The organism is Alphaproteobacteria bacterium (genome assembly GCA_033344895.1).
Lineage (GTDB): Bacteria > Pseudomonadota > Alphaproteobacteria > UBA8366 > Aestuariispiraceae > Pacificispira.
Genome location: JAWPMN010000001.1, coordinates 2,436,094 through 2,462,073, shown reverse-complemented (window position 1 = coordinate 2,462,073; position 25,980 = coordinate 2,436,094). Strand labels below are relative to the sequence as shown.

Here is a 25,980-nt window from a genome sequence, read left to right as displayed (position 1 = left end):
GGTCAGCGCCGCGACCGACGGCCGCGGCCGGACTTGCCGCCCCCCTTCTTCCGCCCTTTCGGCACGGCATCGGGCGTCTTGGTGATCAGGCTGGCCGCGATGGCCGGATCGATCGGAACGGAATCGGCGGGCATGTCGAGGTCATATGCCTCCAGTCGCTTGATTTCGTCGCGCATTTTTGCCGCCGTCTCGAACTCCAGGTCGGCGGCGGCGGCCTTCATGCGCTCTTCCAGATCCCGGATGTAGGTCTTCAGATCGACGCCGACCAGATGCGATTGTTCACCGTCGCCAGTTTCGACCGTCACCCGGTCGCGCTCGTAGACGGAGTTGAGGACGTCGGAAATCGATTTCTTCACGCTTTCCGGGGTAATCCCGTGCGCTGCATTGTAGGCCTGCTGCTTTTCGCGCCGGCGCTCGGTCTCCCGAATGGCGTAATCCAGGCTTTCCGTCATACGGTCGGCATAAAGCAGGACCCGACCTTCCACATTGCGCGCGGCCCGGCCGATGGTCTGGACCAGCGAGGTCTTGGAACGCAGATAGCCCTCCTTGTCGGCGTCCAGGATGGCGACCAGCGCACATTCCGGAATATCCAGCCCCTCGCGCAGCAGGTTGATGCCGATCAGGATGTCGAAAGCCCCCAGGCGCAGATCCCGAATGATCTCGATGCGCTCCAGCGTGTCGACATCGGAATGCAGGTAGCGGACTTTCAGCCCTGTTTCCGACATGTACTCGGTCAGGTCTTCCGCCATCCGCTTGGTCAGTGTGGTGACCAGGACGCGCTGCCCCTTCTCGACACAGCCGCGGCATTCATCCAGCAGATCGTCGACCTGATTGGCTGTCGGGCGGACGATACAGACAGGGTCGATCAGACCGGTCGGCCGTACGACCTGCTCCACGATCACACCGCCGGTCCGCTCCAGTTCCCAGTTTCCCGGCGTGGCGGAGACATAGATCGTCTGCGGCCGCATCGCGTCCCATTCCTCGAACTTGAGAGGTCGGTTGTCGACGCAGGAAGGCAGGCGGAACCCGAACTCGGCCAAGGTCGACTTGCGGGCGAAGTCACCCCGGAACATGCCCCCGATCTGCGGGACGGTCACATGGCTCTCATCCAGGACCAGAAGGGCATTGTCCGGCAGATACTCGAACAGGGTCGGCGGCGGTTCGCCCGGATTGCGCCCCGTCAGGTAGCGTGAATAGTTCTCGATCCCGTTACAGGCGCCGGTGGCCTCCATCATCTCGATGTCGAAGGTTGTCCGTTGCTCGATACGCTGAAGTTCCAAGAGCTTCCCGGCGGCTTCGAACTCCGAAAGACGCTGTTTCAATTCGATCTTGATGCGCTCGATCGCCTGCTTCAGCGTGGGACGCGGCGTAACATAGTGGCTACCGGCATAAACCCGCACAGCCTCCAATGTCGCCGTCTTCTCCCCGGTCAGCGGGTCGAACTCATGGATCGCATCGATCTCGTCCCCGAAGAAGGAAACACGCCAGGCGCGGTCCTCCAGGTGCGAGGGAAAGATTTCGATCGTGTCGCCACGGACCCGAAAACTGCCGCGCTGGAAATTCGTGTCGTTGCGCTTGTACTGCAGCGCCACCAGTTCGCGCATCAGGTCCCGAACATCCTTCGGCTTTCCCGCCTCGATGGAGATGACCATCTGGCTGTAGGTCTCTGGCGACCCGATACCGTAGATGCAGGATACGGATGCGACGATGATGACATCCTCGCGCTCGAACAGGGCGCGGGTCGCCGAATGGCGCATCCGGTCGATCTGTTCGTTGATCGAGCTTTCCTTCTCGATATAGGTGTCCGAACGCGGAACGTAGGCTTCCGGCTGGTAGTAGTCGTAGTATGAGACGAAATACTCCACCGCATTGTCCGGAAAGAAGGATTTCATCTCGCCATAGAGCTGAGCGGCCAGGGTCTTGTTCGGGGCCAGGACAAGGGTCGGCCGCTGCAATTCCTGAATGGCATGGGCGATGGTGAAGGTCTTGCCGGACCCCGTGACGCCCAGCAGGACCTGGTCCCGTTCACCCTCATTGACGCCCGCGACCAGGTCACGGATGGCCTGCGGCTGGTCGCCGGCCGGGGCGAAATCGGACTGGATGGCAAAGCGCCGCCCGCCCTCGGACAGCGGACGGTCGTATTTCGGCGCTTCACCGCGGATAAAGCCCTGCGGCTCAACCGGTTTCAGGTCTACGATATCGCTCATAACCGGTGACTATAGGGCGCCGCCCGACCGACGCAAGCGCTCACCCCCGGATCAACCAGACGATCACGACACCTGCTGCCACCGCGATCGCGCCGCCGCGACGCAACGTTTCCGGCGGCATCTCCATTGCGGCGGCCATCATCCGTTTCATACCGCCGGGAAACAGGGCGTAAATCAGCCCTTCAATCACCAGAACCAGCCCAAAAGCCGTGGTCAGTGCGGTCCAGAATTCTTCGCTCATTGTTCCCCATCCACAGCCGTTCACGCGCCCCGTTCGCCGAAAATCCGGGAGCCTGCGCGCCTCCGTCCGCTTGCTTTTGCGGTCCTGATATCGTACCTATCCTGCCAGGGGATTTGAGACAAACGCCGTGCGTCGCCGATCCCGTTTTTGACCGCGCAGAACGGGCACGAGACCCGGATCGCGCGTATCGCCCGGCATATGATTTGGGGGAAGACCGATTTCCCGTAAACCTTTGTTTGCGCGCCTTATTCTTGGCGCCCTTCTGGGCATTGTGGCTTCCGCCGGCTCCGCCGTCGCGGAAACTCGGACGAATCCGGAAACCGCAGCGATCGCACCGGGCCTGTCGAACCGGACAGCCGCAGACCCCTTGCCGGCGGTCCTGTCGGCGAAGGACGCATCCCTCTATGCCGAGATCTTCAGGATTCAGCGCGATGGCAACTGGCAGCGCGCCGATGCGCTGATCGCACAGCTGACCGACCGTAGCTTGATGGGGCATGTCCTCTTCCAGCGCTACATGCATCCGACAAAGTACCGCTCCACCTACGGGGAGCTGAAAGACTGGATGTCGGATTACGCCGACCATCCCGGTGCATCGCGCATCTACAAGCTGGCGCTGCGGCGACGCCCGGCAAACTACAAGTATCCGGCCAAGCCCCGCGCAACGGAACTGCCATCCATGGACGCGGTGGAAGCCGCTGTGACGGACATACTCGACGAAGCTGAAACCGGCGTCATTGTCAGCCGGCGCTTTGAAGGCAAGTCCCGATCCGAGCGGAACCGCATTCGCGGCATTCAGCGCAGCATTCGCAGCCTCGTCCAGCGCGGCAATGTGACGATCGCGCTGGAGAAACTGGATACCGCTGCAAACAAGCGTCTGTTCGACGCCGTCAGCTACGCGGAAAGCCTCGGTGTGATTGCCCGCGGCTACTACCGCTATCATCTGGACGACAAGGCGATGGCGGTCGCGGCGGAGGCGGAGGCCCTGGCCGGTGACGGCGCCGCGCTGGCACATTGGTGGGGCGGGCTGTCGGCCTTCCGCGCCGAAAACTGGGACCGGGCGGCAGCCCATTTCGACCAGTTGAGCGTCAGCGCCGAAGCCGACGAGTGGTTGAAGGCGGCAGGCGGGTTTTGGGCGTCGCGCGCCTATCTGATCGGCGGAAAACCGCACCGCGTCAGTGACGTCATGATGCGGGCCGCCGCCTATCCGCGCACCTTCTACGGGCTGTTGGCGGTCCAGGCCCTCGGTGAGCAGCTTCCGTTCAATTTCGATATGCCGGTCATGTCCGAAACGGAGGTCGAACTTCTGTATCGCATTCCGGCCGCGCACCGGGCCCTGGCGCTGATCGAATCCGGTCAGACGGATCTGGCCGACGCGGAACTGCGCCGCTTCGTGGACGAACTGCCGCCGTCCTTTGCCGGGACGCTATTGGCGTTTGCGGATCGGGCCGGGCTGGCCGATGTCGCCTTCCGGATCGGCCGCGACATGGCACGCAAGCAGAACACCCTGCTGGATGGTGCACTGTATCCGCTGCCGGGCTGGCAACCGTCGGATGGGTTCAAGGTCGACCGTGCGCTGGTCTATGCCATCGTGCGTCAGGAATCGCAGTTCCGAACCCGCGCCATCAGCCATGCCGGCGCGCGCGGCCTGATGCAGTTGATGCCGGCCACCGCCGGATACATGGCCGGCCAGCGCTTCCGTGGCGCCGGACGGGACACGTTGTTCGATCCGGGTCTGAACCTCTCCCTGGGCCAGAAATACGTCAGTCATGTCCTGGGACTGAAGGAAATCAACGGCAACCTTCTCTACGCATTGGCCGCCTACAATGCCGGACCGGGCAACCTGAATCGCTGGCGCAAACGCATCGACTACAGCGACGACCCGCTTCTGTTCATCGAAAGCCTGCCATCGCGCGAAACGCGAAACTATATCGAGCATGTTCTGTCCAACTACTGGATCTACCGGCTGCGACTGGGGCAGCATCCGATCAGCATGGATGCATTGATCGGCGGCGACTGGCCGGTCTATGTTCAGCAGGATGGTGAGACGAAACTCATTCCCGTCTCCGGAACCGGCAACCCGATCCGTCCGTAACGGCGGCAAGCAGTCACAATCCGAGGGAAATGCCCGAGGGGAAATGCAATGGCGATCGACGAGAGCCTGCCCTTCAAGCCTGTCCGCATTGCGGTCCTGACAGTGTCGGACAGCCGCACGCTGGAGACCGATCGGTCCGGCGACACGCTGGTCTCGCGTCTGGAGGGCGACGGACATGTCCTGGCCGCGCGTGAGATCGTGACCGACGACGCGCCGGCCATTGCGGAAATCCTGACACGCTGGATCGACGACCCGCAGGTCGATTGCGTCATCACGACCGGCGGGACAGGATTGACCGGCCGCGATGTGACGCCGGAAGCCTTTGCCCAGGTCTGCGAGAAGGACATCCCCGGTTTCGGTGAGTATTTTCGTTGGATTTCGGCGAAGAAGATCGGCACCTCGACGATCCAGAGCCGCGCCATGGCCGGCGTGGCACGTGGCACATACCTGTTCGCGCTGCCGGGATCGACCGGCGCCTGCAAGGACGGATGGGATGAAATCCTCCGGTCGCAGCTGGATTTCCGCCACCGCCCGTGCAATTTCGTCGAACTTATGCCGCGCCTCCGTGAGCACGAGGCTGGCTAGGCAACAGCCGGATCGTCAGGATCGAAACCGCGGCAAGCGGGAGCATCGCCCCGAAAACCCAATGCGCGGCATTCGCCGCCGTGGCCGGCCCTGGATCGACGCCGAAGCCGACCGCATTGGCGATCAGCCCGATGATCGCCGCGCCCAGGGCATATCCGAAAGTCTGAATCGACGACAGGGCGGAGGCGGTTCGGTCCTTGTCATCCTGCGGCACGAGGTCGACGCAGCGATGCAGGATATGTCCGAAACAGGCACCGAACCCCAATCCCTGCAGGAACAGGAACGGCATCAACAGCCAGATCGGGCCGGATGCAACGAACAGTGCCAGACCGGCGCAGCCAATTGCGACCGCCACAAAATTCCAACGGATCACCCGTTGCTGCGCCGTCCCGGCCACCCCGGAAAAGCACAGCGCACCAACAGTCCAGGCTACCGATTCCAGGGCAACCAGATAGCCGGCGGCAATCGGCCCGACGCCATGCAGGATCGACAGCAGAACCGGGCCATAGACAACAAAGGGCGTCGTCACCACGGCCAGCATGAAGACACCGGACAGGCCGCTCCAGGCCGGCGCGCGCACATCGCCGATCGCGCGCGGCAGCAATCGGTCATTGCCGGCGCGACCGTCGAGGCGCAGAAAAAGGATCATGCCCAGCAGCCCGAACAGGCAGAGGCCGGCCGACTGCATGGAAAACGCGTCCTTCAGCCCGGCAACGGCCACCGCCAGCACGGAACCGGACAGAACCGCCAGCCGCCGCCACGGAATCCGCGCGGTCTCATCCCCAGCTTCCGACGCCGCCGGAAGGGCGAGGCGCAGGGCCAGCGCCAGAACGAAACTCTGGGCGACGAAGGCCCAGAAACCGTAGCGCCAATCCAGGTATTCCGCGAAGAAACCGCCCAGCAGCGGGCCGACAAAGGCGGAGGCGCCCCAGACTGCGGAAATCGCCGCCATGACGCGGGGCGTATAATGTCTGGGAAACAGGCTGGATGCGCCGATCATCGTCAGGGCCACCAGCAATCCCCCGCCCGCACCCTGGATCGTGCGCCCGACCAGCATGCCGGTCATCACCGGCGTCACCGCGCTGATCGCGCATCCCAGGCCGAAGGCGAGCGCCGACCAGATCATCGCCTGACGCAGGCCGAAGCGGCGCGCAACCAGCGCGCCACAAGATGCCGCCGCAATCGATGCAAGCTCGTAGAGCATGTAGTTCCACGAGATGCGCTCCGCGCCGCCGATATCGAAGACGACGCTGGGCATCAGGGTTGCGACGACGGTGCTGTCGGCCGCGTGCAGCCACACGCCGAAGCTCATGACCGCAAACATGCCGGCATTCAGCCCGGTCAGGACCGCGCGCCAGGAAACGGCTTCCGTATGGCTCATCCTTCGGCCCGCACGAATTCGAGCGCCTGATGGGCCGTGCGCAGGGTATGCTTGCGCTTCAGCGGTCCGGCAAGGAAGCGGCGCAACGCTGCCGCCGCAATCGGATGCCAATCCCGGTCGGGCAATTCCGTCATTTCCTCATGCACCGCATAACTGAGCTTCAACAGATGACTGGCGACGATGTATTCGAACACGCCATGATCCTCAACGCTCGCCAGGGCCGATTCCACCGCGCCCGTCGGGTCGTTCACCCGCCACGGACCATCATCGAGATCCGGATCCGTGTACCCCGAATTGCGGCCCAGAAAACAACCGATCTGAAGCAGTCCCTGCGGCCAGAGATCAGGATGGGTCGAGCAAAGTTTCCGCACCGCATTCGCAAAGGTCACGGTATGGGTGAAATCCAGCCAGCCGACGCTTTGGGCGATCGTGCTGTCGGTCTTGTCCTGCCATCGGGTGTCGAAATGCAGCAACTGCCAGAACCCGGCCGCCAGTGCCGCTTCGAACAATTCCTCCGGCCGAGCTGAGCCGGCGAGCATCCGGTTGAGGATTTCGCGAACGGACCCTTTGCGCAGGTCCGCCGGATTCGGCACTTGCATCCCCTGACCGTCCCACGCCGACAGCGCCGAACCGTAAGACCGGAATTCCGGGATCAGATCTTCGCGCGTCGCATAGATCAGGGACCGGGTCAGCAACAGTCCGAGATTCAGGAGACTTTCCATGTCGCCCAACTGGGCGTTCAGCGCCCGCATCTTATAGGTATAGATCGCAGCATGACCGAAATCCGCGTAGTGCGCGAGGGCGGCCCGTGCGAATCCGCGCTCGAGATCCGGCCAGGCGAGGCCGGCGGCCACACCGCCGCGAAGGTGGGCGACGGCGGTGGCTTCGTCTTCGGCCTCCACCGCGGCAACGAATCCGTCTTCGTCCCAGGGTCGCCAGTCATTGGTATACCTGAAGCGCGGCTCACGGCGCGTGTCCCAGGAAAAATGACCGATACATTCCGTCAGCATGGCGAGGCTGCGAACCGCATCGTCACCAGCCCTGACCCTGAGAGAGAGCCAGTCGGATGTCGCCGGCAGGGCGTGGGTTGCCCCGAACTCGAACTTGTCCACCGTTTCGGCAATGGCGCGGCGCAACGCGTCCAACGGATCGCCACCGGCCCGCTGCAGACGGGCAATCTCCCGCGCGATCCGATCGTATTCGTGGCGATCGAGGGCATCTGCAAGGTTGTTGAGGGCCTCCGCCACCGCCTCGTCCCTTGGCGGATCGGACAGATCCAGTTCGATGCGTCCATTCGACACCCGGACCGGATAGCGCCGCAGTTTGTCACCGCCGACCATGGTCTCGCCGCTATCCAGGTCGAATTTCCAATTGTGCCAGTTACAGGTGAGTGTGCAGCCGTTCTCGCCACCCAGCGAACCTTCGGATAGCGGAAATCCCTCGTGAGGGCAGCGATTGTTGCAGGCCAGAAGCCGGTCGCCTGAGCGAAACACGACGATCTGCTTGCCTTCCACCTTGATTACCCGACGCCCCGTTTGATCGAGATCCGACAGCGGGCCGACATCCCGCCAATCCATCGCTTCCGCCATCGTCATGCCGCACCTCATTTATAAAGAAGTTTCTTTACAAACCTTCTAATGCCAGACCTTGATTAACGCAACAATTTTCTTTAGAAACTCAGTTATGGCCAAGAATGACGCAAAACCGAAAACACGGCGCGATATCATGAACCGCCTCAAGTCCGGCGGCTGCAGCGATGCGACGGCACTCGCCGAAGGTCTCGGCGTCACGCCCATGGCAATCCGCCAGCATCTCTATGACCTGCAGGCGGAGGGTCTGGTCGAATCCCGCACCGAACCCCGCCCCGTCGGTCGTCCGGCAAAACTATGGTACCTGACGGAAGCCGCCGACCGGTACTTTCCGGATGCCCATGCGGAACTCGCGGTTGGCCTGATTGACGCGATCCGGGCCAGCATGGGCGACGACGCGCTGGATGCCCTCGTCCGCGAACGGTCGCGCAGCCAGACCGAACTATACCGCAGCGCCATGGAAGATGCCCCCGATCTCCGAAGCAAGCTGGATGCGTTGGCGGAGATACGGTCCCGCGAAGGATACATGGCCGGCGTGGAAGAAGCCGACGACGGTCTGGTCTTTGTTGAAAACCATTGCCCGATCTGCGCGGCTGCGAAGGCCTGCACCGGGTTGTGCGCGATGGAACTGCAGGTTTTTTCGGAAGCGCTTGGACCCGACTATGCGGTCGAGCGGACGGACCACATCCTGGCCGGTGCGCGGCGCTGCGCCTATCACGTCCGGCCGCGCGAAACCGCCACGGCCTAACGGTCAGCCCGCGGTCGCCGCCAGGGCTTCCGCCACGCGCGACAGCACCGCGGGCCAATCCTCATCCGGCATGCGCCAGAAGATCTTGGTATTCGGATAGAACGGATGCCGGTCCGCACCCAGCGTCACCCAGTCGGGCTTCAGAAGCAGTGACCAGCAAGGCACGCCCAGCGCCCCGGCCATATCGCCGACCGAGGTTCCCATATTGATGACCAGGTCGCAGTTCGCGGTCAGTGCAGCAGCCGTTTCCAGATCGTCGCGCAGGTCAACGCCGTCCAGTTTCGCCACAGGCCGACCGGCCAATTCCGCATCGACATCACCGTATTGCAAGTTCACGAAGGTCACGCCGGGAACGGCCAGGATCGGCTCCCATTGCGCAATTTCGGTCAGCGCGCTTCGGGTCCGAACGCGGATCAGGCCGCTGCGCCATGCAATGCCGACCTTGACGCCACCGCCGAGAGCGGCGACGCGTTCTGCCATCTCTTCCGCCCGCGCCGGATCCGGCCGCAGGTAGCCCGCACGATCCGGAAACTGATCCAGCCTCTGACGAAACAGGTTCGGCAGGGATGCGCAGGGAATCACGGCATCCGCCTTCCGGGATGCAACGTCCTCGCGCGGTGCGGTTCGTACTTGAGGAATCGACCGGCGGACCAGCGATTCCAAGCGCCTGTCGCAACCGACCGTCACCTGCGCCTCCGGTCCGGCCGCGGCGATGACATCGTCCAGACAGGACAACATGCGAATTTCGTCACCCAGCCCCTGTTCCGGCACGATCAGCAGAGACTGCCCGGGTAGTGCTTCCCCTTGCCAACGGGCAGCCTTCGGAGCCTCCACCGGCACACTGGCACCGCAGTCGATGCGGCTCTCATACAGGGCCCAGCCTTTTCGCAGATCGCCCAGATTCAAACGGCAGAGACCATGCTGAAAGGCATGCCGCGGTTCCGACGGGTCCAGTTTCACCGCCTTCTTGTACGCGACCTCCGCCTCTTCCAGCCGGTCGGCCGCCATCAGAAGGTTGCCGTAATTGCCCCAGATATCCGCGAAGTCCGGGGCTTCACGCAGCGCGTCGTGATAGAGCCCCTCCGCCTCTTCGAAATGGCGTCCGGCGGCCAGCACCATGGCCAGGTTGGCCATCGCTCCGGCGCTTTCCGGCGCCAGGGACAGGGCCCGCCGCGCCGTCTCTTCCGCGCCTTCCAGGTCTTCCAATCGCATCTGCGCGGCGGCAAGGTTGGTCAGGGCGTCCGGATCGTCCGGTGCCTTTTCCAGCACATCCGCGTAACAGGCCGCCGCTTCCTCGGTCCGTCCGGCATCGGACAGCGCGACGCCGTAGTTAAGCAGCAGATCAGCATCCCCCGGCGCGACGTCCAGCCCGGCCTCGAAGGCCGCAATCGATGCCGTCAGATTGCCCATGCGATACAGGGTGACGCCCAGATTCTGATAGGCCTCGACATAATCGGGCTTGAGAACGACGGCGCGACCGAATGCTTCCGCCGCATCCTGCTGACGGCCCCGGTCGCGCAACAGGGCGCCCAGATTGTTCCAGATTTCGGGGGAGCGCGGCGTCAGGGTCAGGGCGCGGCGATAGGCCTTTTCCGCCCCTTCCGCATTGCCCGATGCCTCCAGCGCGAGGCCCAGCAGGGTCAGCACCTCGGCATTGTCGGGATCGACCTTCCGCGCCGTGGACAGAAGTTCCACGGCAGCGGCCGGATTGCCGATCTGATAAGCCAAGGCGCCGCGCAGACGCAGGGCGTCGCGGTGGGACGGATCGGCCTCCAGTACCTGACGGTAAAGACCGTCGGCCTCCATCAGTCGGCCGGCCTGATGCAGGGCCATGGCTTGGTCGAGCCGGGGGTCGCCCGGGCCGCCGCCCGAGCCGTTCTTCTTTTTGTCTGCGCGTCGCTGCTGTCGGTTCATGGCGCCGGATATAGGTTGGTTTCGGCGTCAGGTCAAAATCCGATCGCCGTCAGATATCCTCGTCCAGGTCCAGCGCCGCCGAATTGATGCAGTAGCGCAGGCCGGTCGGACGCGGTCCATCCGGGAAGACGTGGCCCAGATGGGCATCGCAGCGGGCGCAAACGACTTCGGTCCGACGCATGAACAGACTGTTGTCCGAACGCTCGTCCACGGCGTTCTCCTCAATCGGCTTGAAGAAGCTCGGCCAGCCCGAACCGCTGTCGTATTTGGTGTTCGAATGAAACAGCGGTTCACCGCAGCACTTGCACAGATAGCGCCCCTTGGTCTTGCTGTCGTGGTACTTGCCGGTAAAGGCGCGCTCCGTCCCCTTTTTCCGGGTGACATAGTATTCCTCTTCCGACAGGCGCTCTTGCCATTCGGCGTCGCTCAGTTTCACCTTGGCCTTGCGGGCGGTCGTGTCACTCATTGGGGCGTCCTTCATGCGCTTGTTTCAGCGCCCGCACCCGGGCGCGCAGGGCGTGCATCGGCCCATCCGAAATGCCGATCTCGTCCATCGCCGAGACCGTTCGTTCCAGATATTCCGAACACGGACCAAGCCGGCCCGTCGCCTGTGCGATCCGGCCAGCGGTCTCCTCTAGAGATAAGCGACCGGCATAGCGTTCACAATCACGGCGCATCACGAAGGCGATGGCGTGGAACCGCACGCCATCCTTATCGACCAGGGTGACCCATGTCGGGCGATAGGCGTCTGCCAGCATCTCGCGGGACCAGATCACGTCCAGCTCCTCGTCCGCTTCTTCCTCGGCGATGCGCAGTGCGACACCCTGAACCGATCCGCCCTGATCGAGACCGAGCACCAGTCCCGGACAATCGGGCGATCCGCGTCCGATGGGAGTCTGCAGACAGAAGGACCGGTGATAGCCGTGCAGACGCGCCGTGCGCTTTTCGACGTAGTTGAACGCCGGGTTCCACATCAGGGACCCATAGGCGAAAACCCAGATCCCCGCACCGTCGGGGCGCGCGGCCATGGTATCGATGCGCGACTGTCGGCGCTCCTCGTCGCCCAGCGGCTTCAGGAGGCCCGCCGCCTCGGCATCGCGTGCCATGGTCTGGTAGAAACCCTGCTTGATTCCCTCGCGATCGACCAAAATATCCTCTCGTCCCGGTGAAACATGTCCTGCCCACGGCGGATAACAATGATACCGGGCGCGGGAAAGACAAGCGCAGGCGTATCGACGGGCCGTCACAACATTCGTGAAGCCCCCGGCTGAAAGAGCTCTCAGTCAGCCGGAACGTCGACCAGGATTACCTCCGAATCGTCGATGGCGGTAATCGTGACGTCCTGCAACATCCGCAGAATGGCACCGTCTCGCGCGTCTACTGCACGACCGTCGACCTCGACCTTCCCACTCGCCGGCACGATATAGGCCTGTCGCGACAGACCCAGCGGATGAGTCACGGAAACACCCGCCTTCAACGACCCGGCAAAAAGGGTTGCGTCCTGATCGATCGGCACAGCGCCGGAAACGCCCGGCCGACCGGAGGCCATCGCGACAAGACCGCCATCCTGTTTGGGAAAACTGCGGGTTTCCCAATGCGGCTGCCGCCCGCGGCTGCGCGGAATGATCCAGATCTGGAAAATCCGGGTCGGTTTGTCTTCCAGATTGAACTCTTCATGGACGATCCCGCTGCCAGCGGACATCACCTGAATGTCCCCGGCCACGGTGCGGCCGCTGTTTCCCAGATTGTCGCGGTGACTGATCGCCCCCTCGCGCACATAGGTAATGATCTCCATGTCGCGATGCGAATGGGCGCTGAAGCCCGTCCCCGGCCGAATGGTATCGTCATTCCAGACACGAAGCGGCCCGACATTCATCCGATTGGGATCATAGTAGTGGCCGAAGCTGAAGTGGTGGCGGGCATCCAGCCAACCGAACTCCACGTGACCAAGACTGTCGAAAGGACGGATTTCAACGCTCATCTTCATTCTCCTGCGGCCGGCGCTCAGGCCGCCATCAGACCTTCCCGGCCATGGGGGCGCTCCAGGTCAAGTTCGGGGCCGACCGGGATCACGCCCGTCGGGTTTACCTTCTCGTGGCTGCCGTAGTAGTGCGCCTTGATGTGACGCATATTCACCGTCTCCTTGACCCCCGGCCACTGGTAGAGATCCCGAAGGTAGCCGGACAGGTTCGGATAGTCCGCGATCCGGCGGATATTACATTTGAAATGGCCGACATAGACCGGGTCGAACCGGATCAGAGTGGTGAACAGGCGCCAGTCGGCCTCGGTAATGCGGTCCCCGGTCAGGAAACGCTTCCGGGACAGAATATCCTCCAGCCAGTCGAGGCTTTCGAACAACGGATAGACTGCTTCCTCATATGCCTTCTGCGTCGTGGCGAAGCCTGACTTGTAAACGCCGTTGTTGACGGTGTGGTACACGCGCTCATTGATCGCATCGATCTCGTCGCGCAGAGGCTCGGGATAGTAATCCCCCGACTTGGCGCCGACGCCGTCGAAGGCGCTGTTCAACATACGGATAATGTCAGCAGATTCGTTTGAAACGATCGTGTTCCGCTTGGTGTCGTACAGCACGGGCACCGTAACCCGGCCGGTATAGTCGGGATCAACGGCGGTATAAATCTGATGCAGGAAGTCGACGCCGTGGATCGGATCGCCATCGACCTCCGGGTCCTCCGTATCGAACGTCCAGCCGTTTTCCTTCATGCGCCAGTGCACGACAGAGACCGGAATATGGTCTTCCAGACCCTTCAGTGCGCGGAAAATCAGGGCACGATGCGCCCAGGGACAGGCCAACGAGACGTAAAGACGATACCGGCCGCTCTCGGCCTCAAATCCGCCTTCACCGGTCGGCCCGGCGCTCCCGTCGGCAGTGATCCAGTTCCGAAACTGGGATTCGCCGCGAACGAACTTGCCGTCATTCTTCTTCGTGTCATACCAGCGGTCATGCCATTCGCCGTCGATCAGGAGACCCATAATCCAACTCCTCTTTGATATCTTGTCGCGTCTTCCCCTTCCAACGTAGTGGGCGCAATCGGCCCGACAATCTTCGCTAATAGAATTTGATTGTTTCGAAAACCGGCCTAATCTACCGACGTCCGGTTTCAGAAGGGTCGAACGATGCAGGATTTGAGTAGTATCGCGGTGTTCGCAGCGGTCGTCGAGGAGGGCAGCTTCACCGCCGCCGCCGAAAAGCTGGGGCAATCCAAATCGGCGGTCAGCAAACAGGTAACGCGCCTGGAACAGCGCCTCGGGGCACAGTTGCTGGCCAGGACGACCCGGCGTCTCAACCTGACAGAGGTCGGACAGGCCTATTACGAGCGGTGCCGTCGCATCATTTCGGAAGCGGAGGAGGCCGAGCTCGCCGTCACGAAGCTGCAGGACGTTCCGCGCGGACGCCTGCGCGTCTCGGCCCCGCTTAGCTTCGGGATCGCGCATCTGGCCGCCGCCCTGCCCGACTTCATGTGCGCGCACAGGGAACTGAGCGTCGATATCGATTTCAGCGACCGGAAGGTCGATCTCGTCGAGGAAGGATTCGACCTCGCGGTCCGGATCAGCGTGCTTCAGGATTCCAGTCTGATCGCCAAGCGGATCGCCGAGACCCGGATCGTGCTGGCCGCGACACCGGCCTACTGGGAGGAAATGGGCAGACCGACCCATCCGACCGACCTCGTAAACCATGACTGCCTAACCTACACCTACCTGAACGCACCCAACACCTGGCGCTTTCGGGATCCCGACAACCCGGGCGAGGAAATTTCCGTTCGGGTGAAGGGGCCGATGACGTCGAACAACGGCAACATTCTGATGCAGACGGCGGCTTCCGGCATTGGCATCGTCTTTACACCGACCTTCATCTGCGCGGATGCGATCCGCAGCGGGGTGCTGGTAACCGCGCTGGAAGAATACGAGCCGGAACCGATCGGGATCTATGCGATCTACCCGCCGAACAGGCATCTATCCGCCAAGGTCAGGGCCTTCATCGACTTCCTCACGGCACGCTTCTCCGGGCCAGAAACAATGTGGCCCTGATTGGCGGCAAGGCTTGACGGAACGGCGATAAACCCGATCTTGAGGTGAATGAACCCGCCGTTTTCCGGAGCCCCGAATGAAGACTGAACAGCCCCCCGTCATTCACCTGTCCGACTACACGCCGCCGCGCATCTCGGTCGAGTCCGCCGATCTGGCTTTCGATCTGGCGCCGTCCGGGACTCAGGTCGAATCCACCCTGCGGATCGTTCGGACGGATGGCGGCGCAGAGCCGGTCTTTCTGGAAGGCGAGGCCCTTCGGCTGCTGGAGATCGATCTAGACGGCGTGCCGCTGAAGCAGGAGGCCTACAAGACGGGGGAAACCGGACTGACGCTGCTGGAAGCACCCGCCGAATTCACCCTTCGGACGGTCGTGTCGATCAATCCGGCGGACAATACACGACTGGAAGGCCTGTATCAGTCGAACGGCATCTACTGCACGCAGTGCGAGGCGGAAGGGTTCCGGCGCATTACCTACTACCCCGACCGCCCGGATGTCATGAGCCGGTTCCGGGTGACCATCCGCGCCGACCGCGCGGCCTGCCCTGTCCTGTTGTCGAATGGCAACCTGATCGAGGAATCGGACCTGGATGACGGCCGCCACCTGACCGTCTGGGAGGACCCGTTCCCCAAGCCTGCCTATCTGTTTGCGCTGGTCGCAGGTCGGCTCGATGCGCTGGAAGACACGTTCGAAACCATGAGCGGACGCACGGTCGACCTCAAGATCTGGGTCGAGCCCGGTAACGCGCCGCGCTGCGCCTATGCCATGGATGCACTGAAACGGTCGATGAAGTGGGATGAGGACCGGTTCGGCCTGGAGTACGACCTGGACATATTCAACATAGTCGCCGTCAGCGATTTCAACATGGGCGCCATGGAGAACAAGTCGCTGAACGTCTTCAACGCCAAATACATCCTGGCGGATTCCCATACGGCGACGGATGCCGATTACGCCAATATCGAGGCGATTGTCGGCCATGAATACTTCCACAACTGGACGGGCAATCGCGTGACCTGCCGCGACTGGTTCCAGTTGAGCCTGAAGGAAGGCCTGACCGTTTTCCGCGATCAGGAATTTTCCGCGGACATGCGGTCCCGCGCCGTCAAACGTATCCAGGATGTGCGCACGCTGCGCGCGAGACAGTTCCCGGAGGACGCCGGTCCGCTGGCCCATCCGGTACGCCCGGAAAGCTATATCGAGATCAACAACTTCTACACCGCGACCGTCTACGAAAAGGGCGCGGAAGTCATCCGGATGATGCATGCCATGCTGGGTGAGGACGGTTTCCAGAAGGGCATGAAGCTCTATTTCGAACGCCACGACGGGCAGGCCGTGACCTGCGACGATTTCGCGGCGGCCATGGCGGATGCAAACGGCGTCGATCTGACCCATTTCAAGCTCTGGTATTCGCAATCCGGCACGCCGGAGGTCACCGCAAGCTGGACCCACGACGCCGACAGCCGGACCCTGACCCTGAAACTCGTCCAGACGACGAAGGCCACACCAGGTCAGGCGGAGAAGAAACCGCTGCAGATTCCGATCCGGGTCGGACTGATCGGCCCGGACGGGCGTGAAGTCGGAACGGAGACCGTCATCACCCTGTCGGAAGCGGCCCAGACAACCGTCTTCGAAAATGTCGATCCCGGAACCGTGCCGTCCCTGAATCGCGGATTCTCGGCACCGATTACGCTGAAGGCGGATTACACCCCGGCGGAACGGGTCCACCTGATGGGGCACGACAGCGATCCGTTCGCCCGCTGGGAGGCCGGTCAGCAATATGCGACGGCCCTACTCATTCAGATGGTCGCCGATTTGCGTGACGGGCAGGAAGCCCGGATCGACCGGGAGTTCATTGCCGCGCTGGGCCGTACACTGGCTGACGAGAATCTCGACCCGGCCTTCCGGGCCCTCGCCATCGCCCTGCCCAGCGAAGATTATGTCGCGGAACAGCTGCGCCCGGTCCCGGTCGATGAGATTCATGAGGCCCGCAAGACATTGCGCCGCGCCATCGGTGACATGCTGTGGGACGATCTGAATCGCATCCACACAGATATGGCACAGACCGGCGCCTTCGACCCCGGTGCCGATGCCGCCGGCCAAAGGTCGCTGCGCAACGCGGCGCTGTCCTATATCGTCGCGAGCGGCAGGCCCGAGGCGGTCGCGCTGGCCAAAGCACGATATGACGACGCCGACAACATGACCGATCGCATGGCGGCCCTGTCCGCCCTGTCGGACGCCCCCGGGGAAGCCCGAGAGGGCGCGTTGGCCGATTTCTACGAGCGGTTCCGAAACGACGAGCAGGTGATCGACAAGTGGCTGTCGGTACAGGCAATGAGCACACTGCCCGATACGCTGGATCGGGTTCGCGCCCTGATGGAGCATCCTGTCTTTTCGATCCGGAAGCCGAACAAGGTTCGTGCCCTGGTCGGTGCCTTCGCCATGGGCAACCCCATCCGTTTCCATGCCAAGGACGGCAGCGGGTACAAGTTCGTCATCGACTTCCTGCAGCAGCTCGACAAGGTCAATCCGCAGGTCGCGGCCAGGATGCTGGGGGTCTTTGGCCAGTGGCGGCGCCTGACCGCGGAACGCAGCCAGGCCATGAAGGCCGAGTTGCAGCGCTTCGCGGACACTGACGGCCTGAGCCGTGACTGCACGGAGATCGCTTCAAAATCCCTGTCCGGTTGACGCGGGGGACAGCCCCGCGCTTGAGTGATCGGGCGGAATCCGGCGAAAGTGCCCGCCATGTGCGCCGCCCCCACCCTTCATCTGGGACCGGTCCCCGCGCTTGTCGCGGGCGTGCATGACTGCGCCTGGCTGACCCCGGACGGAGAGTTGGAACGACTGTCGCACAAGGAGGCGGCGCGGCGGCTCGGGCGCGGCGGTCCGGTCTTTATGTTGCACGCCCCGGCCACAGCCGCACGGATCGGTGCCAGACCGCCGTCGCGCAGCTATGACCTGCTGGAACTCTTCGCCTTCGTCGCTCCGGCCCAGTTCTGTGTGCCAACACCGCGCGGCCTCGCCGAGGCCCTGCATCTGCCGCAACCTGGTGCCCTTGAGGATCAGGCGATCCTGCTGCCGAAGGCCGCCCAGCGTCTGCTGCGGCATCTGATCGCGACCGGCGAGCGCGACCCCGGCGCGAAACGCACGGCCCTGGCGATGGCGCGCGGTGGCTGGGTCTGGGCGCCTTCCGTCCTTGCCGCCCTGGGGACCGATCCGGAGGAGGCCGGTCTGCGGGCACCGGTTTCTGGCCTGGATGTCTGGAAGGATCTGCCGGAATGGCAGGAAGACGCGCCGCCGCCCCCGCCGGGTGACCTGGCGGTGGAGCCGTCGGAGGCCCGGGCCCGTCTTGCCGATCTTCTCGGTGAGGGTGCGGAAGCACGGCCCAGTCAATCGGACTATGCCTCTGCCGTCAGCGAGGTTTTCCGCCCGCGCCGGGACGAGGGCGCCCCCTCGGTCGTTCTGGCGGAGGCAGGCACCGGTGTCGGCAAGACCCTGGGCTACATTGCCCCGGCCAGCCTGTGGGCGGAGAAGAACGAAGGACCGGTCTGGCTGTCGACCTACACCCGCAACCTGCAGCACCAGATCGACACCGAGTTGAATCGCCTTTTCCCGGATCCTGCGGTGAAGGAACGGCGCGTCGTGGTCCGAAAAGGCCGGGAAAACTATCTCTGCCTGCTGAACCTGGAAGAAACGGCGCGCGCAGTCGCCGCCAGCCCCGGCGAAGCGGTGCCGCTGGGTCTGATGGCACGTTGGACCGCCGCGACCCGGGACGGCGACATGACCGGCGGCGACTTTCCGGCCTGGCTGGTCGACCTGACCGGCGGAAGGCGCCTTTCCAGTCTGACCGACCGCCGCGGCGAATGTGTCTATACCGCCTGCGCGCATTACAGCCGTTGCTTCATCGAACGCGGTGTCCGGCGCTCCCGACGGGCCGATCTGGTCGTTGCAAATCATGCCCTCGTCATGGTTCAGGCCGCGCGCGGCGCCTTGGACCTGGGTGGCCGGACCACGCGTCTTGTCTTTGATGAGGGGCACCATGTCTTTGACGCGGCCGACAGCGCCTTCTCCGCGCATCTGTCCGGCCAGGAGACGGCGGAACTGCGCCGCTGGCTGCGCGGTGCGGAAGGCACAGGCCGGGGGCGCGCAAGGGGTCTGAAGGCCCGCTGCGAAGACCTGCTAGGGGACGAAAGCAATCGCGAACATCTGGAACGTTTGCTGCGAGCGGCGGCCGGGCTGCCTGGGGAAGGCTGGCATACCAGATTGGCCGAAGGGCGCCCCTCCGGCCCGGTGGAGGCCTTCCTGGCTGAGGTTCGGCGGGCGGTCTACGCCCGATCCAGAGACTCCGACGGCCCCTTCGGTCTGGAAGTGGAGGTCAGCGATCCGGGTCCGGAAATTCTGGATTGCGCCCTGTCGGTACGCGACCTGTTTCGAGACATGGCATCATCCGCGAAAGGCCTGCTGGATGGCATGGGATCCCGCCTGTCCGATGAGGCGGAAGAACTGGAAAGCGCGGAAAAGACCCGAATCGAGCAGATCTGCCGATCGCTGCAGCATCGCGTCGTCGACTATGCCAAGGCGGCGGCAAGCATGGCGGACTCTCTCGGTCAGTCGACACCCGAACAGTTCGTGGAATGGTTCGATGTCGCGCGCACGGATGGACGCGACCTCGATGTCGGTATGCGCCGACACTGGATCGATCCCAGCTTCCCCTTCGCGGAAACCGTCCTGATCAACAGCCACGGCGCCTTGGTCACGTCCGCCACATTGACCGACGGGTCAGGCGATGCGGAGGCCGACTGGAAATCCGCGGAGAGGCGCAGCGGCACGGATTTCCTGCCGGCACCACCGGTCCGGGCGCGCGTGCCGTCCCCCTTCGACTATCCGGCCAATACCCGGGTCTTCATCGTCACGGACATCAACAAGAATGACGCCAGCCAGGTCGCTGCGGCCTATCGCGCCCTGTTCCGGGCCGCCGGCGGGGGTGGCCTTGGTCTTTTCACGGCAATTTCACGGTTGCGCGGCGTCTACAGCCGCATCGCGGAGGACCTGGAAGCGGACGGGATCGATCTGCTGGCACAGCATGTCGATGCCCTGAACCTGCCGACACTCATCGACATGTTCCGCGCCGATCCGCATAGCTGCCTGTTGGGAACCGACGCAATCCGGGATGGGGTCGATGTTCCGGGGGACAGTTTGAGACTGATCGTCTTCGATCGCGTGCCCTGGCCACGCCCCACCATCCTGCACAAGGCACGGCGCAAGCATTTCGGGGGCAAGGAGTATGACGACGCGCTGACCCGTCTGAAATTGAAGCAGGCTTTCGGACGCCTGATCCGACGGGGAGATGACCGCGGCGTCTTCGTCCTGCTGGACAGTCGCATGCCATCGCGGCTGCTCGGCGCGTTTCCCGAAGGCGTTGCGGTGGAAAGAATTGGCCTCAAGGAGACCGTCGAGAAAACCCAGGCGTTCCTTTCCAATCCGGGCGACGAGAACTGAGAAAGTCGCGCTATGGCCGTATTTCCACCCTCAGGCCGTCCGGTTTTGTCCATACTTCGCGTCTAGACCATCAATCCTGCCGTCCTTACATCGGAAAGGAAGAAGGATGCGAACCACACTCCTATGCGGCCTGGCTGCGACGGTGCTTGCCGGCTGCGCCATAAATCCCGACGGCGCGGATACCTTTACCCGCGACGGTGTGATCTCAGGCAGCGTTCTCAGCGTGCAGGATTGTCCCACCGACACCAATACCGCCGTCTGGGTAACAGCCAACGGGCGCGGCGAATGTGTCCGTTACTTCACCGCCGGCTTGTCCGAGGAGGATACGCCGGTCGCATTGGTCTATCTGCACGGCGACGTCATGTGGCAGAACTCGGCCGGTACCGCGACGGTCTATGACGGGTATGAAGCGCTTTCCACGCCGGACGAGTTGCAGGCCCTGGCGGAAAAGGCCGCAGCAGATACGGCCATGCCCTATATCCGTCTGTCCCGCCCGGGAACATTCGGGTCGTCCGGCGATCACCGACTGCGCCGGCAACCGGAGAACCTCGCGATTGTCGAAGCCGCGCTGGACGCGATCAAGGCAAGGCACGGGATCGACCGGTTCGCACTGGCCGGCCAATCCGGCGGCGGCCACCTCGTCGGAGCCCTGCTGTCGAAACGGAACGACATCGCCTGTGCCGCGATCAGTTCCGGTGTTCTTTCGGTGCGAAGCCGAAGTCACGTCCATGGTTGGTTCGGACGCGACTTTACCGGCTTCTGGACCTATGTGGACCCCGTCGCCATGACACCCGCGGTTCCCGACGATCCCGAACGCAGGATCTTCATCATCGGCGATCCGGAAGATCGCAACACCCCCTTCGCCACGCAGCAGGAGTATCACTATGCCCTGCGTGCAATGGGGCGGGAGTCGATCCTGATCCCCACACGGGGCGACGGACCGGACCATCACGGCCTCGCCCGGACAGGTGTCGCCGCCGCCGCGGATTGCGCCGCCGGAATGCCCACCGACGCGATAATCCGGAAATATGGGAAGACGTGACTGAGGTCGGTCTAGGGACCGACCAGATCCACATAGTGCTGAAGGGCGAAGGAGACGGTGGCAATCGATACGATGGTCGACACCAGGATTGCCGCCGTCGCCCGCTGCACATAGACGCCGTAACGTTGCGCCAGTACAAAGATCAGACCCCCGGTCGGCAACGCAGCCATGATGACCGCGACGGCTTCCTCCAGCGGGTCCAGCGGTATCAGATAGTGCGCGATCAGCCATGTCGCGACCGGATGGACGACCAGCTTGACGACGGTAATCCAGGTCACTTCTGCCGCACCGCGCCTCACGGACTGGCCGACGAGAAAGAGCCCCATTGCGAACAGGGCGCAAGGCCCTGCCGCCGCCCCCAGCAGATCCAGAAACTTGAGCGCCGGCCCCGGGATGCTGACCTGAATGGCTGAAAGGACCATCCCCACCGCGCAGGCCCAAAGCAACGGACTGCGAATCAATCCACGCACGGCATCCACCACGACCCGCGGCCCGGTTGCCCCGGTTCGGTCCACCTCCATCACCGCGCTCGCGATCCCCAGCACGATGAAGAGGTTCGCGAGGACCGCCGCGATCATCGCATTGGTCGCTGCGGCGCCGAATGCCGTCAGGACCAGTGGTATCCCCATATAGCCCGTATTGGCAAAGACGGCGGCCGCGCTGTGCAGCCCGACCTCGCCGATGCGTTTCGAAAACAGGATCCGTGCCAAGATCGCGACCGGCAGGGCAGTGACGATGTAGCCGCCGCCGATCACCGCCAGAAGGCGCCAGTCGAGAACCTCCGCAACCGGCGCCTGGGATGTGGACGACACGAACAGTGCCGGCAGCGCGATGAAATAGACGAAACCGTTCAACGCAGCGGTCGAATCCTGCCCAAGCAGCTTGAACCGCCCGGCCAGATAACCCGCGAGAATGATGCCGAATACGGGGATGGAAACGTCAATCAGTGCCTGCATGGCCGCACATTGTCCGCAACACGGGTCCAAGTCGAGCGAAAGCGAGACATGGCACTTATGCCTGGATGTCCTTCAGGAAGGCCGACGATTTGTCCTCGACGGTTTGCGTGATGTCCATGAGCTTCCGGTTCAATCCGGTCACCGAGGTCATCCTCGATGCAGCCTCCTGTGTCGCGTCCTTGACGTCATTCACCGACTGCCCAAGCTCGTCACTGCCGCGCGCCGCCTCCTGCGTGTTGCGGGCAATCTCCTGGGTCGCCGCCATCTGTTCGTCGACCGATGCGGCAACGCCCGTGAAGATCGTCGACAGTTCACCGTTCCGGCGGTCCACAGAATTCAACGCCTCGGCGACATCCGATATTGCGGCGACGATGGTCGTCACTTCGGTGCTGACTTCCTCCGTTGCGCGGGCCGTCTGGGTTGCCAGCGCCTTGACCTCATTGGCAACGACCGCAAACCCCTTCCCGGACTCTCCCGCCCGCGCGGCCTCGATTGTCGCGTTCAGGGCCAGAAGGTTTGTCTGCTCCGCGATATCGGCGATCAGGCCGATGACCTCTTCGATCCGCTTGGAGTTTTCGGACAGCGACCGCCCTTTTTCGGCAGTCTGACGGGTCGCGTCGCTGACATCGTCGGCGATCTCCGTCATCTCGGCGATGCGCCGACCGATCTCTGTCGCGCTGGCGGCCAATTCCTCCGATGCCGCGGCTACCGTGCGAATGTTCTGCGCCATCTGTTCGCTCGCGGCGGCGGCGGCCGCACTGCGATCCTCGGATCGCGAATTCAGGGTCATCGCATCTTCCACGGCCTGCTGCGCGTCGCGCATGGCCTCCTTCAGCGCCGCGATGGCTGAGTTGACGTCGGCGTCAAAAGTTGCCGCGAGTTCCCGCCGTCTGCTGAGGCGCTCCTCGCGCGCCCGCTGCTCCGACTGCTGCAATTCCGCGGACATACGCTGTGTTTCGGCTTCTGCCGACCGTGCCTCATCCAGCGACCGCGCGGCCGAGCGGAACGACATCTCGATCGTCCGGACCAGCCAGACAAGCGCTATGGTTTGAACCACGACGATTACGGCGTGCAGAACAACGCGCCCGAAATCCGCCCCCTGCGGAAAAACCGCCGCCGGAAAGGTGAAGTTGAGCAGCAGATGATGCAGCGCAACGACCGTCGCGTAGACAAGGACAGCGCGCCAATTGCAGAAAGCAGCAGACAGCGCCAGGGCCGCAAAGAAATACATGTGCATGTCGATCTGCCAGGGATGCCCGGCAAAGAGATACACAATCAGGCCGACAGTCAGGGCCATCGCGGCAGCCATCGTGATCTGGACACTTTCGCCGACTGGATTGCGCAGCCAGTCGAGAGTCACCACGAAGGCGATCAACGCCATGAGCCCCGTCGGAAGGAGGATCGGTGCATCGATCCAGAAGGCCGTTCCGGCCACAAGCGGGACATGGGCCCAGAGATACCATACAGCCACACGCGTCGCCGCGCGCCGAATGGATTCAAGCGAGAGTGATTGGACTTCAGTCATTGTGAAACTCCCAAGGTTCCCTGCAACCCGCCGAAACAGGCCCCTACCGCCCGGGCATCGGCAACAAATAATGCCCGTTCGGCCAGAACCGGCCCGATCTCCGGGGCATGCGCAAAATCGACGATCAGTACAGATGCCGAAACCCCATTACGCACAAGCCGGACATCCAGATCGACGATCCGGGCCAAAACCTCTTCCTGGCTAAGCCATGGGGAAAAAACGAGCGCCAGTTGTGTGGCATCGCGTGGCGGTGTGAAGGTCATTACGGCGAGGCTGGCCAGCCCGACCCCGGCCAGAACAAATCCGACGAGGTATTCCTTCACATCAGCACCATTTCTCTGTCTGCCGCATTCCGCGACAGAAGCAATGTCGTACCACGAACGTCATTGTCAAAGGGTTAACCGAAACTAATGTTCCCGTTCCCGATACGCGCTTGGGCTTGACGGCGCCGGGGGGGGTTGGAATAACCGCCGAAGCGAAAACCGAAAGATAGGAGCCGCGCGATATGCTGAACCGGCACGAAGCCCTGATCCATGGCATGGTCATGATGGCTGCCGCGGATGCGGTCATGACCAAGTCGGAAATGGACATGATCGGCCGCATCGTCACACATCTGCCGATCTTCCGGGATTTCGACGCGTCCAACCTGTCCAGCATCGCCGAAACCTGCCTCGCCAAGCTGGAAGACGAAAACGGGATCGACCTGATCATCGAGGAGATGAAGGACGGTTTGCCGGTCAAACTTCGCGAAACCGCCTATGCCCTGGCGGTTGAAGTGGCGGCAGCGGATCTGGAAGCCTCGGAAGAGGAACTCAACCTCTTGCAGATCATTCGGCAGAAGTTCGAGCTCGACCGCCTGATCTGCACCGGCATCGAACGGGGCGTTCGCGCTCGGTTCACGACGCTGTAAAGCCCCCAAACGGGCGGGTTTCCGGCCTCATTTCGAAAAAGTCGAATAAGCGTGACATTTTTGCAACGGGCTGGCGAACGAGCCAGTCCGTTATTCTCGTTTCGGAAAACCCAATAAAGTCAAGGCGCTACCCCCATACACAGCGAATCGCGCGGGTCAAACCGATCAGCCATGCATTTTGCGCATGTCGGGTGTGACGTTTTAGGCGCTAGGCGCAGCGGTTCAAGACGCCTATGTAAGGGGTGCTTCAGTTGCTGCATTGCAGCGACGCCGACCGATGTCCCTATCGGCTCGGCCCTACGTCTCCCAGACGTGAAGCCTCCCTGTTCAACTTGCCCCCAAGCTTTTGCTTGGGGGTAATTTTTTTGTCGGCTTCGAAGCGGGGAGTAGACAGGAGTTCGCCGGACTAATCCAGTCCGATAATCGAAAAATCCGCGTCCGGATAACGGGCGGCCAGATGGCGCAGTCGCGCGATCTGTTCGTCACCGAATTCGGCGCGGCCCCGCCCGATACGGCCGACATTGCGCCGGGTATCGCCATCCCCGACGGCCCCTTCCCATGCGGCGGCAATACCGGGTTTTCGGTCCGGCAGTCCGATATGGTCCAGAACCCGCTCCAGCGTGGTCTGAGGATCTCGCATCAGGCCTTCATAGGAAATCGTCAGTGTATCAATCGACGCCGCCTGCCAGGACGCGGTGAAGGACAGGTGCCAGGGCAGGGCCAGATCGACGATCGCATCCAGTTTCCTGGCATCGGTCCAGTCGGGATAGCCGGGCGGCGGCAGGAAGGTGGCCGTGGACAAAGCCTCATTCTGTGTGTGATCGCGAAGGGATACGGCGGCATCGAAAATGTCCCGCACCAGGACGACGGGACGAATTTCGAACCGCCTCAGCAGATCGACATTCAGTGGCGTCGCCAAGGTGTGATGGGTGGCAATCGACCGGAACCCCCAACTGTCGATCAATCGTGACTGCATGATGTTCTGTTCGTGCAGATGATGATCACAGAGCGGATGTGGAAAATGGCCGGTAAGCCGGATCAGTGCATTGTTCAGAAGCGTCGAGCCGGATTTCGGCAAGGCGGCGACAAAGATATATCCCCGCCGCGTGAAAATGCGCGGGATGATCCAACGCGACCAGCGGCTCATGGCCTGGTTCCAGGCCTTCAGGCTGCGATGATGACGTTGCCAGTCGGAATTGAGACGGTTGGACTTCGACATGAAACTTCCGCAGTGAGACGCGAGGCT

21 protein-coding genes are annotated in these 25,980 nt (G+C 62.9%); 8 read left to right on the top strand and 13 right to left on the bottom strand.

Annotated features, from left to right (window positions below):
• Nucleotides 1-2: 2 nt before the first annotated feature.
• A complete protein-coding gene (gene uvrB, locus R8L07_12050; GenBank protein ID MDW3206259.1) occupies nucleotides 3-2,207 on the bottom strand; it encodes an excinuclease ABC subunit UvrB in 2,205 nt (734 codons plus the stop codon).
• Between the two features lie 40 nt (nucleotides 2,208-2,247).
• Entirely contained in the window at nucleotides 2,248-2,448 is a 201-nt protein-coding gene (locus R8L07_12045; GenBank protein ID MDW3206258.1) for a DUF2065 domain-containing protein, read from the bottom strand.
• A gap of 232 nt (nucleotides 2,449-2,680) precedes the next feature.
• Between R8L07_12045 and R8L07_12040 the strand changes: the two genes are divergently transcribed.
• Both R8L07_12040 and moaB read left to right on the top strand, forming a co-directional pair.
• Nucleotides 2,681-4,540 carry a transglycosylase SLT domain-containing protein gene (locus R8L07_12040; protein MDW3206257.1) on the top strand — a complete coding sequence of 620 codons (1,860 nt, stop codon included), beginning with the start codon at nucleotides 2,681-2,683 and terminating at the stop codon, nucleotides 4,538-4,540.
• 48 nt (nucleotides 4,541-4,588) lie between these two features.
• Nucleotides 4,589-5,125, top strand: a complete 537-nt coding sequence (gene moaB, locus R8L07_12035) for a molybdenum cofactor biosynthesis protein B (protein ID MDW3206256.1) — start codon at nucleotides 4,589-4,591, stop codon at nucleotides 5,123-5,125.
• Here the strand turns inward: moaB and R8L07_12030 are convergent.
• Nucleotides 5,091-6,506, bottom strand: a complete 1,416-nt coding sequence (locus tag R8L07_12030; GenBank protein MDW3206255.1) for an MFS transporter — start codon at nucleotides 6,504-6,506, stop codon at nucleotides 5,091-5,093. The genes moaB and R8L07_12030 overlap by 35 nt on opposite strands.
• Nucleotides 6,503-8,101: a Rieske 2Fe-2S domain-containing protein gene (locus R8L07_12025; GenBank protein MDW3206254.1), complete on the bottom strand. Its 1,599-nt coding sequence runs from the start codon at nucleotides 8,099-8,101 to the stop codon at nucleotides 6,503-6,505. The genes R8L07_12030 and R8L07_12025 overlap by 4 nt, the downstream gene beginning before the upstream one ends.
• 88 nt (nucleotides 8,102-8,189) lie before the next feature.
• Here R8L07_12025 and R8L07_12020 point away from each other — a divergent pair, with 88 nt between their 5' ends.
• Nucleotides 8,190-8,843, top strand: a complete 654-nt coding sequence (locus tag R8L07_12020) for a metalloregulator ArsR/SmtB family transcription factor (protein MDW3206253.1) — start codon at nucleotides 8,190-8,192, stop codon at nucleotides 8,841-8,843.
• Nucleotides 8,844-8,846: 3 nt separating this feature from the next.
• Here the strand turns inward: R8L07_12020 and R8L07_12015 are convergent, their stop codons facing one another.
• The 5 genes from R8L07_12015 to R8L07_11995 form a co-directional block, all read right to left on the bottom strand.
• Nucleotides 8,847-10,676 carry a tetratricopeptide repeat protein gene (locus tag R8L07_12015; GenBank protein ID MDW3206252.1) on the bottom strand — a complete coding sequence of 610 codons (1,830 nt, stop codon included), beginning with the start codon at nucleotides 10,674-10,676 and terminating at the stop codon, nucleotides 8,847-8,849.
• Between the two features lie 130 nt (nucleotides 10,677-10,806).
• Nucleotides 10,807-11,223 carry a peptide-methionine (R)-S-oxide reductase MsrB gene (gene msrB, locus R8L07_12010; GenBank protein MDW3206251.1) on the bottom strand — a complete coding sequence of 139 codons (417 nt, stop codon included), beginning with the start codon at nucleotides 11,221-11,223 and terminating at the stop codon, nucleotides 10,807-10,809.
• On the bottom strand, nucleotides 11,216-11,905 hold the full coding sequence (locus tag R8L07_12005) for a gamma-glutamylcyclotransferase (GenBank protein MDW3206250.1): 690 nt from the start codon (nucleotides 11,903-11,905) through the stop codon (nucleotides 11,216-11,218). The genes msrB and R8L07_12005 overlap by 8 nt, the downstream gene beginning before the upstream one ends.
• Before the next feature lie 131 nt (nucleotides 11,906-12,036).
• On the bottom strand, nucleotides 12,037-12,738 hold the full coding sequence (locus tag R8L07_12000) for a pirin family protein (protein MDW3206249.1): 702 nt from the start codon (nucleotides 12,736-12,738) through the stop codon (nucleotides 12,037-12,039).
• A 23-nt stretch (nucleotides 12,739-12,761) separates the two neighbouring features.
• Nucleotides 12,762-13,751, bottom strand: a complete 990-nt coding sequence (locus tag R8L07_11995; GenBank protein MDW3206248.1) for a glutathione S-transferase family protein — start codon at nucleotides 13,749-13,751, stop codon at nucleotides 12,762-12,764.
• Between the two features lie 144 nt (nucleotides 13,752-13,895).
• Here R8L07_11995 and R8L07_11990 point away from each other — a divergent pair, with 144 nt between their 5' ends.
• The 4 genes from R8L07_11990 to R8L07_11975 all read left to right on the top strand — a co-directional run bounded on the left by R8L07_11990 (nucleotide 13,896) and on the right by R8L07_11975 (nucleotide 21,343).
• Nucleotides 13,896-14,807, top strand: coding sequence for a LysR family transcriptional regulator (locus tag R8L07_11990; GenBank protein ID MDW3206247.1), 912 nt, complete (start codon nucleotides 13,896-13,898; stop codon nucleotides 14,805-14,807).
• Nucleotides 14,808-14,883: 76 nt separating this feature from the next.
• On the top strand, nucleotides 14,884-17,490 hold the full coding sequence (gene pepN / locus R8L07_11985) for an aminopeptidase N (protein ID MDW3206246.1): 2,607 nt from the start codon (nucleotides 14,884-14,886) through the stop codon (nucleotides 17,488-17,490).
• A gap of 57 nt (nucleotides 17,491-17,547) precedes the next feature.
• Complete coding sequence (locus R8L07_11980; GenBank protein ID MDW3206245.1) at nucleotides 17,548-20,301, top strand: ATP-dependent DNA helicase; 2,754 nt, start codon at nucleotides 17,548-17,550, stop codon at nucleotides 20,299-20,301.
• Between the two features lie 106 nt (nucleotides 20,302-20,407).
• Nucleotides 20,408-21,343, top strand: coding sequence for a hypothetical protein (locus tag R8L07_11975; protein ID MDW3206244.1), 936 nt, complete (start codon nucleotides 20,408-20,410; stop codon nucleotides 21,341-21,343).
• Between the two features lie 11 nt (nucleotides 21,344-21,354).
• Here the strand turns inward: R8L07_11975 and R8L07_11970 are convergent, their stop codons facing one another.
• From R8L07_11970 to R8L07_11960, 3 genes are read right to left on the bottom strand one after another with little or no spacing between them, the layout of a single operon-like run.
• A complete protein-coding gene (locus R8L07_11970) occupies nucleotides 21,355-22,299 on the bottom strand; it encodes an AEC family transporter (GenBank protein ID MDW3206243.1) in 945 nt (314 codons plus the stop codon).
• Between the two features lie 55 nt (nucleotides 22,300-22,354).
• Complete coding sequence (locus tag R8L07_11965) at nucleotides 22,355-23,824, bottom strand: methyl-accepting chemotaxis protein (GenBank protein MDW3206242.1); 1,470 nt, start codon at nucleotides 23,822-23,824, stop codon at nucleotides 22,355-22,357.
• Nucleotides 23,821-24,147 carry a hypothetical protein gene (locus tag R8L07_11960; protein ID MDW3206241.1) on the bottom strand — a complete coding sequence of 109 codons (327 nt, stop codon included), beginning with the start codon at nucleotides 24,145-24,147 and terminating at the stop codon, nucleotides 23,821-23,823. The genes R8L07_11965 and R8L07_11960 overlap by 4 nt, the downstream gene beginning before the upstream one ends.
• A 182-nt stretch (nucleotides 24,148-24,329) precedes the next feature.
• Between R8L07_11960 and R8L07_11955 the strand changes: the two genes are divergently transcribed.
• A complete protein-coding gene (locus R8L07_11955; GenBank protein ID MDW3206240.1) occupies nucleotides 24,330-24,734 on the top strand; it encodes a tellurite resistance TerB family protein in 405 nt (134 codons plus the stop codon).
• A 406-nt stretch (nucleotides 24,735-25,140) separates the two neighbouring features.
• Here the strand turns inward: R8L07_11955 and R8L07_11950 are convergent, their stop codons facing one another.
• Nucleotides 25,141-25,953, bottom strand: a complete 813-nt coding sequence (locus R8L07_11950) for a sulfotransferase domain-containing protein (GenBank protein MDW3206239.1) — start codon at nucleotides 25,951-25,953, stop codon at nucleotides 25,141-25,143.
• Nucleotides 25,954-25,980 lie beyond the last annotated feature (27 nt).

Bases quoted from the DNA above. Each gene is read 5' to 3' on its own strand.
- uvrB (MDW3206259.1), bottom strand. From the start codon at position 2,207: ATGAGCGATATCGTAGACCTGAAACCGGTTGAGCCGCAGGGCTTTATC.
- R8L07_12045 (MDW3206258.1), bottom strand. From the start codon at position 2,448: ATGAGCGAAGAATTCTGGACCGCACTGACCACGGCTTTTGGGCTGGTT.
- moaB (MDW3206256.1), top strand. From the start codon at position 4,589: ATGGCGATCGACGAGAGCCTGCCCTTCAAGCCTGTCCGCATTGCGGTC.
- R8L07_12030 (MDW3206255.1), bottom strand. From the start codon at position 6,506: ATGAGCCATACGGAAGCCGTTTCCTGGCGCGCGGTCCTGACCGGGCTG.
- R8L07_12025 (MDW3206254.1), bottom strand. From the start codon at position 8,101: ATGACGATGGCGGAAGCGATGGATTGGCGGGATGTCGGCCCGCTGTCG.
- R8L07_12020 (MDW3206253.1), top strand. From the start codon at position 8,190: ATGGCCAAGAATGACGCAAAACCGAAAACACGGCGCGATATCATGAAC.
- R8L07_12015 (MDW3206252.1), bottom strand. From the start codon at position 10,676: ATGGCCCTGCATCAGGCCGGCCGACTGATGGAGGCCGACGGTCTTTAC.
- msrB (MDW3206251.1), bottom strand. From the start codon at position 11,223: ATGAGTGACACGACCGCCCGCAAGGCCAAGGTGAAACTGAGCGACGCC.
- R8L07_12000 (MDW3206249.1), bottom strand. From the start codon at position 12,738: ATGAGCGTTGAAATCCGTCCTTTCGACAGTCTTGGTCACGTGGAGTTC.
- R8L07_11995 (MDW3206248.1), bottom strand. From the start codon at position 13,751: ATGGGTCTCCTGATCGACGGCGAATGGCATGACCGCTGGTATGACACG.
- R8L07_11990 (MDW3206247.1), top strand. From the start codon at position 13,896: ATGCAGGATTTGAGTAGTATCGCGGTGTTCGCAGCGGTCGTCGAGGAG.
- pepN (MDW3206246.1), top strand. From the start codon at position 14,884: ATGAAGACTGAACAGCCCCCCGTCATTCACCTGTCCGACTACACGCCG.
- R8L07_11980 (MDW3206245.1), top strand. From the start codon at position 17,548: ATGTGCGCCGCCCCCACCCTTCATCTGGGACCGGTCCCCGCGCTTGTC.
- R8L07_11975 (MDW3206244.1), top strand. From the start codon at position 20,408: ATGCGAACCACACTCCTATGCGGCCTGGCTGCGACGGTGCTTGCCGGC.
- R8L07_11970 (MDW3206243.1), bottom strand. From the start codon at position 22,299: ATGCAGGCACTGATTGACGTTTCCATCCCCGTATTCGGCATCATTCTC.
- R8L07_11965 (MDW3206242.1), bottom strand. From the start codon at position 23,824: ATGACTGAAGTCCAATCACTCTCGCTTGAATCCATTCGGCGCGCGGCG.
- R8L07_11955 (MDW3206240.1), top strand. From the start codon at position 24,330: ATGCTGAACCGGCACGAAGCCCTGATCCATGGCATGGTCATGATGGCT.
- R8L07_11950 (MDW3206239.1), bottom strand. From the start codon at position 25,953: ATGTCGAAGTCCAACCGTCTCAATTCCGACTGGCAACGTCATCATCGC.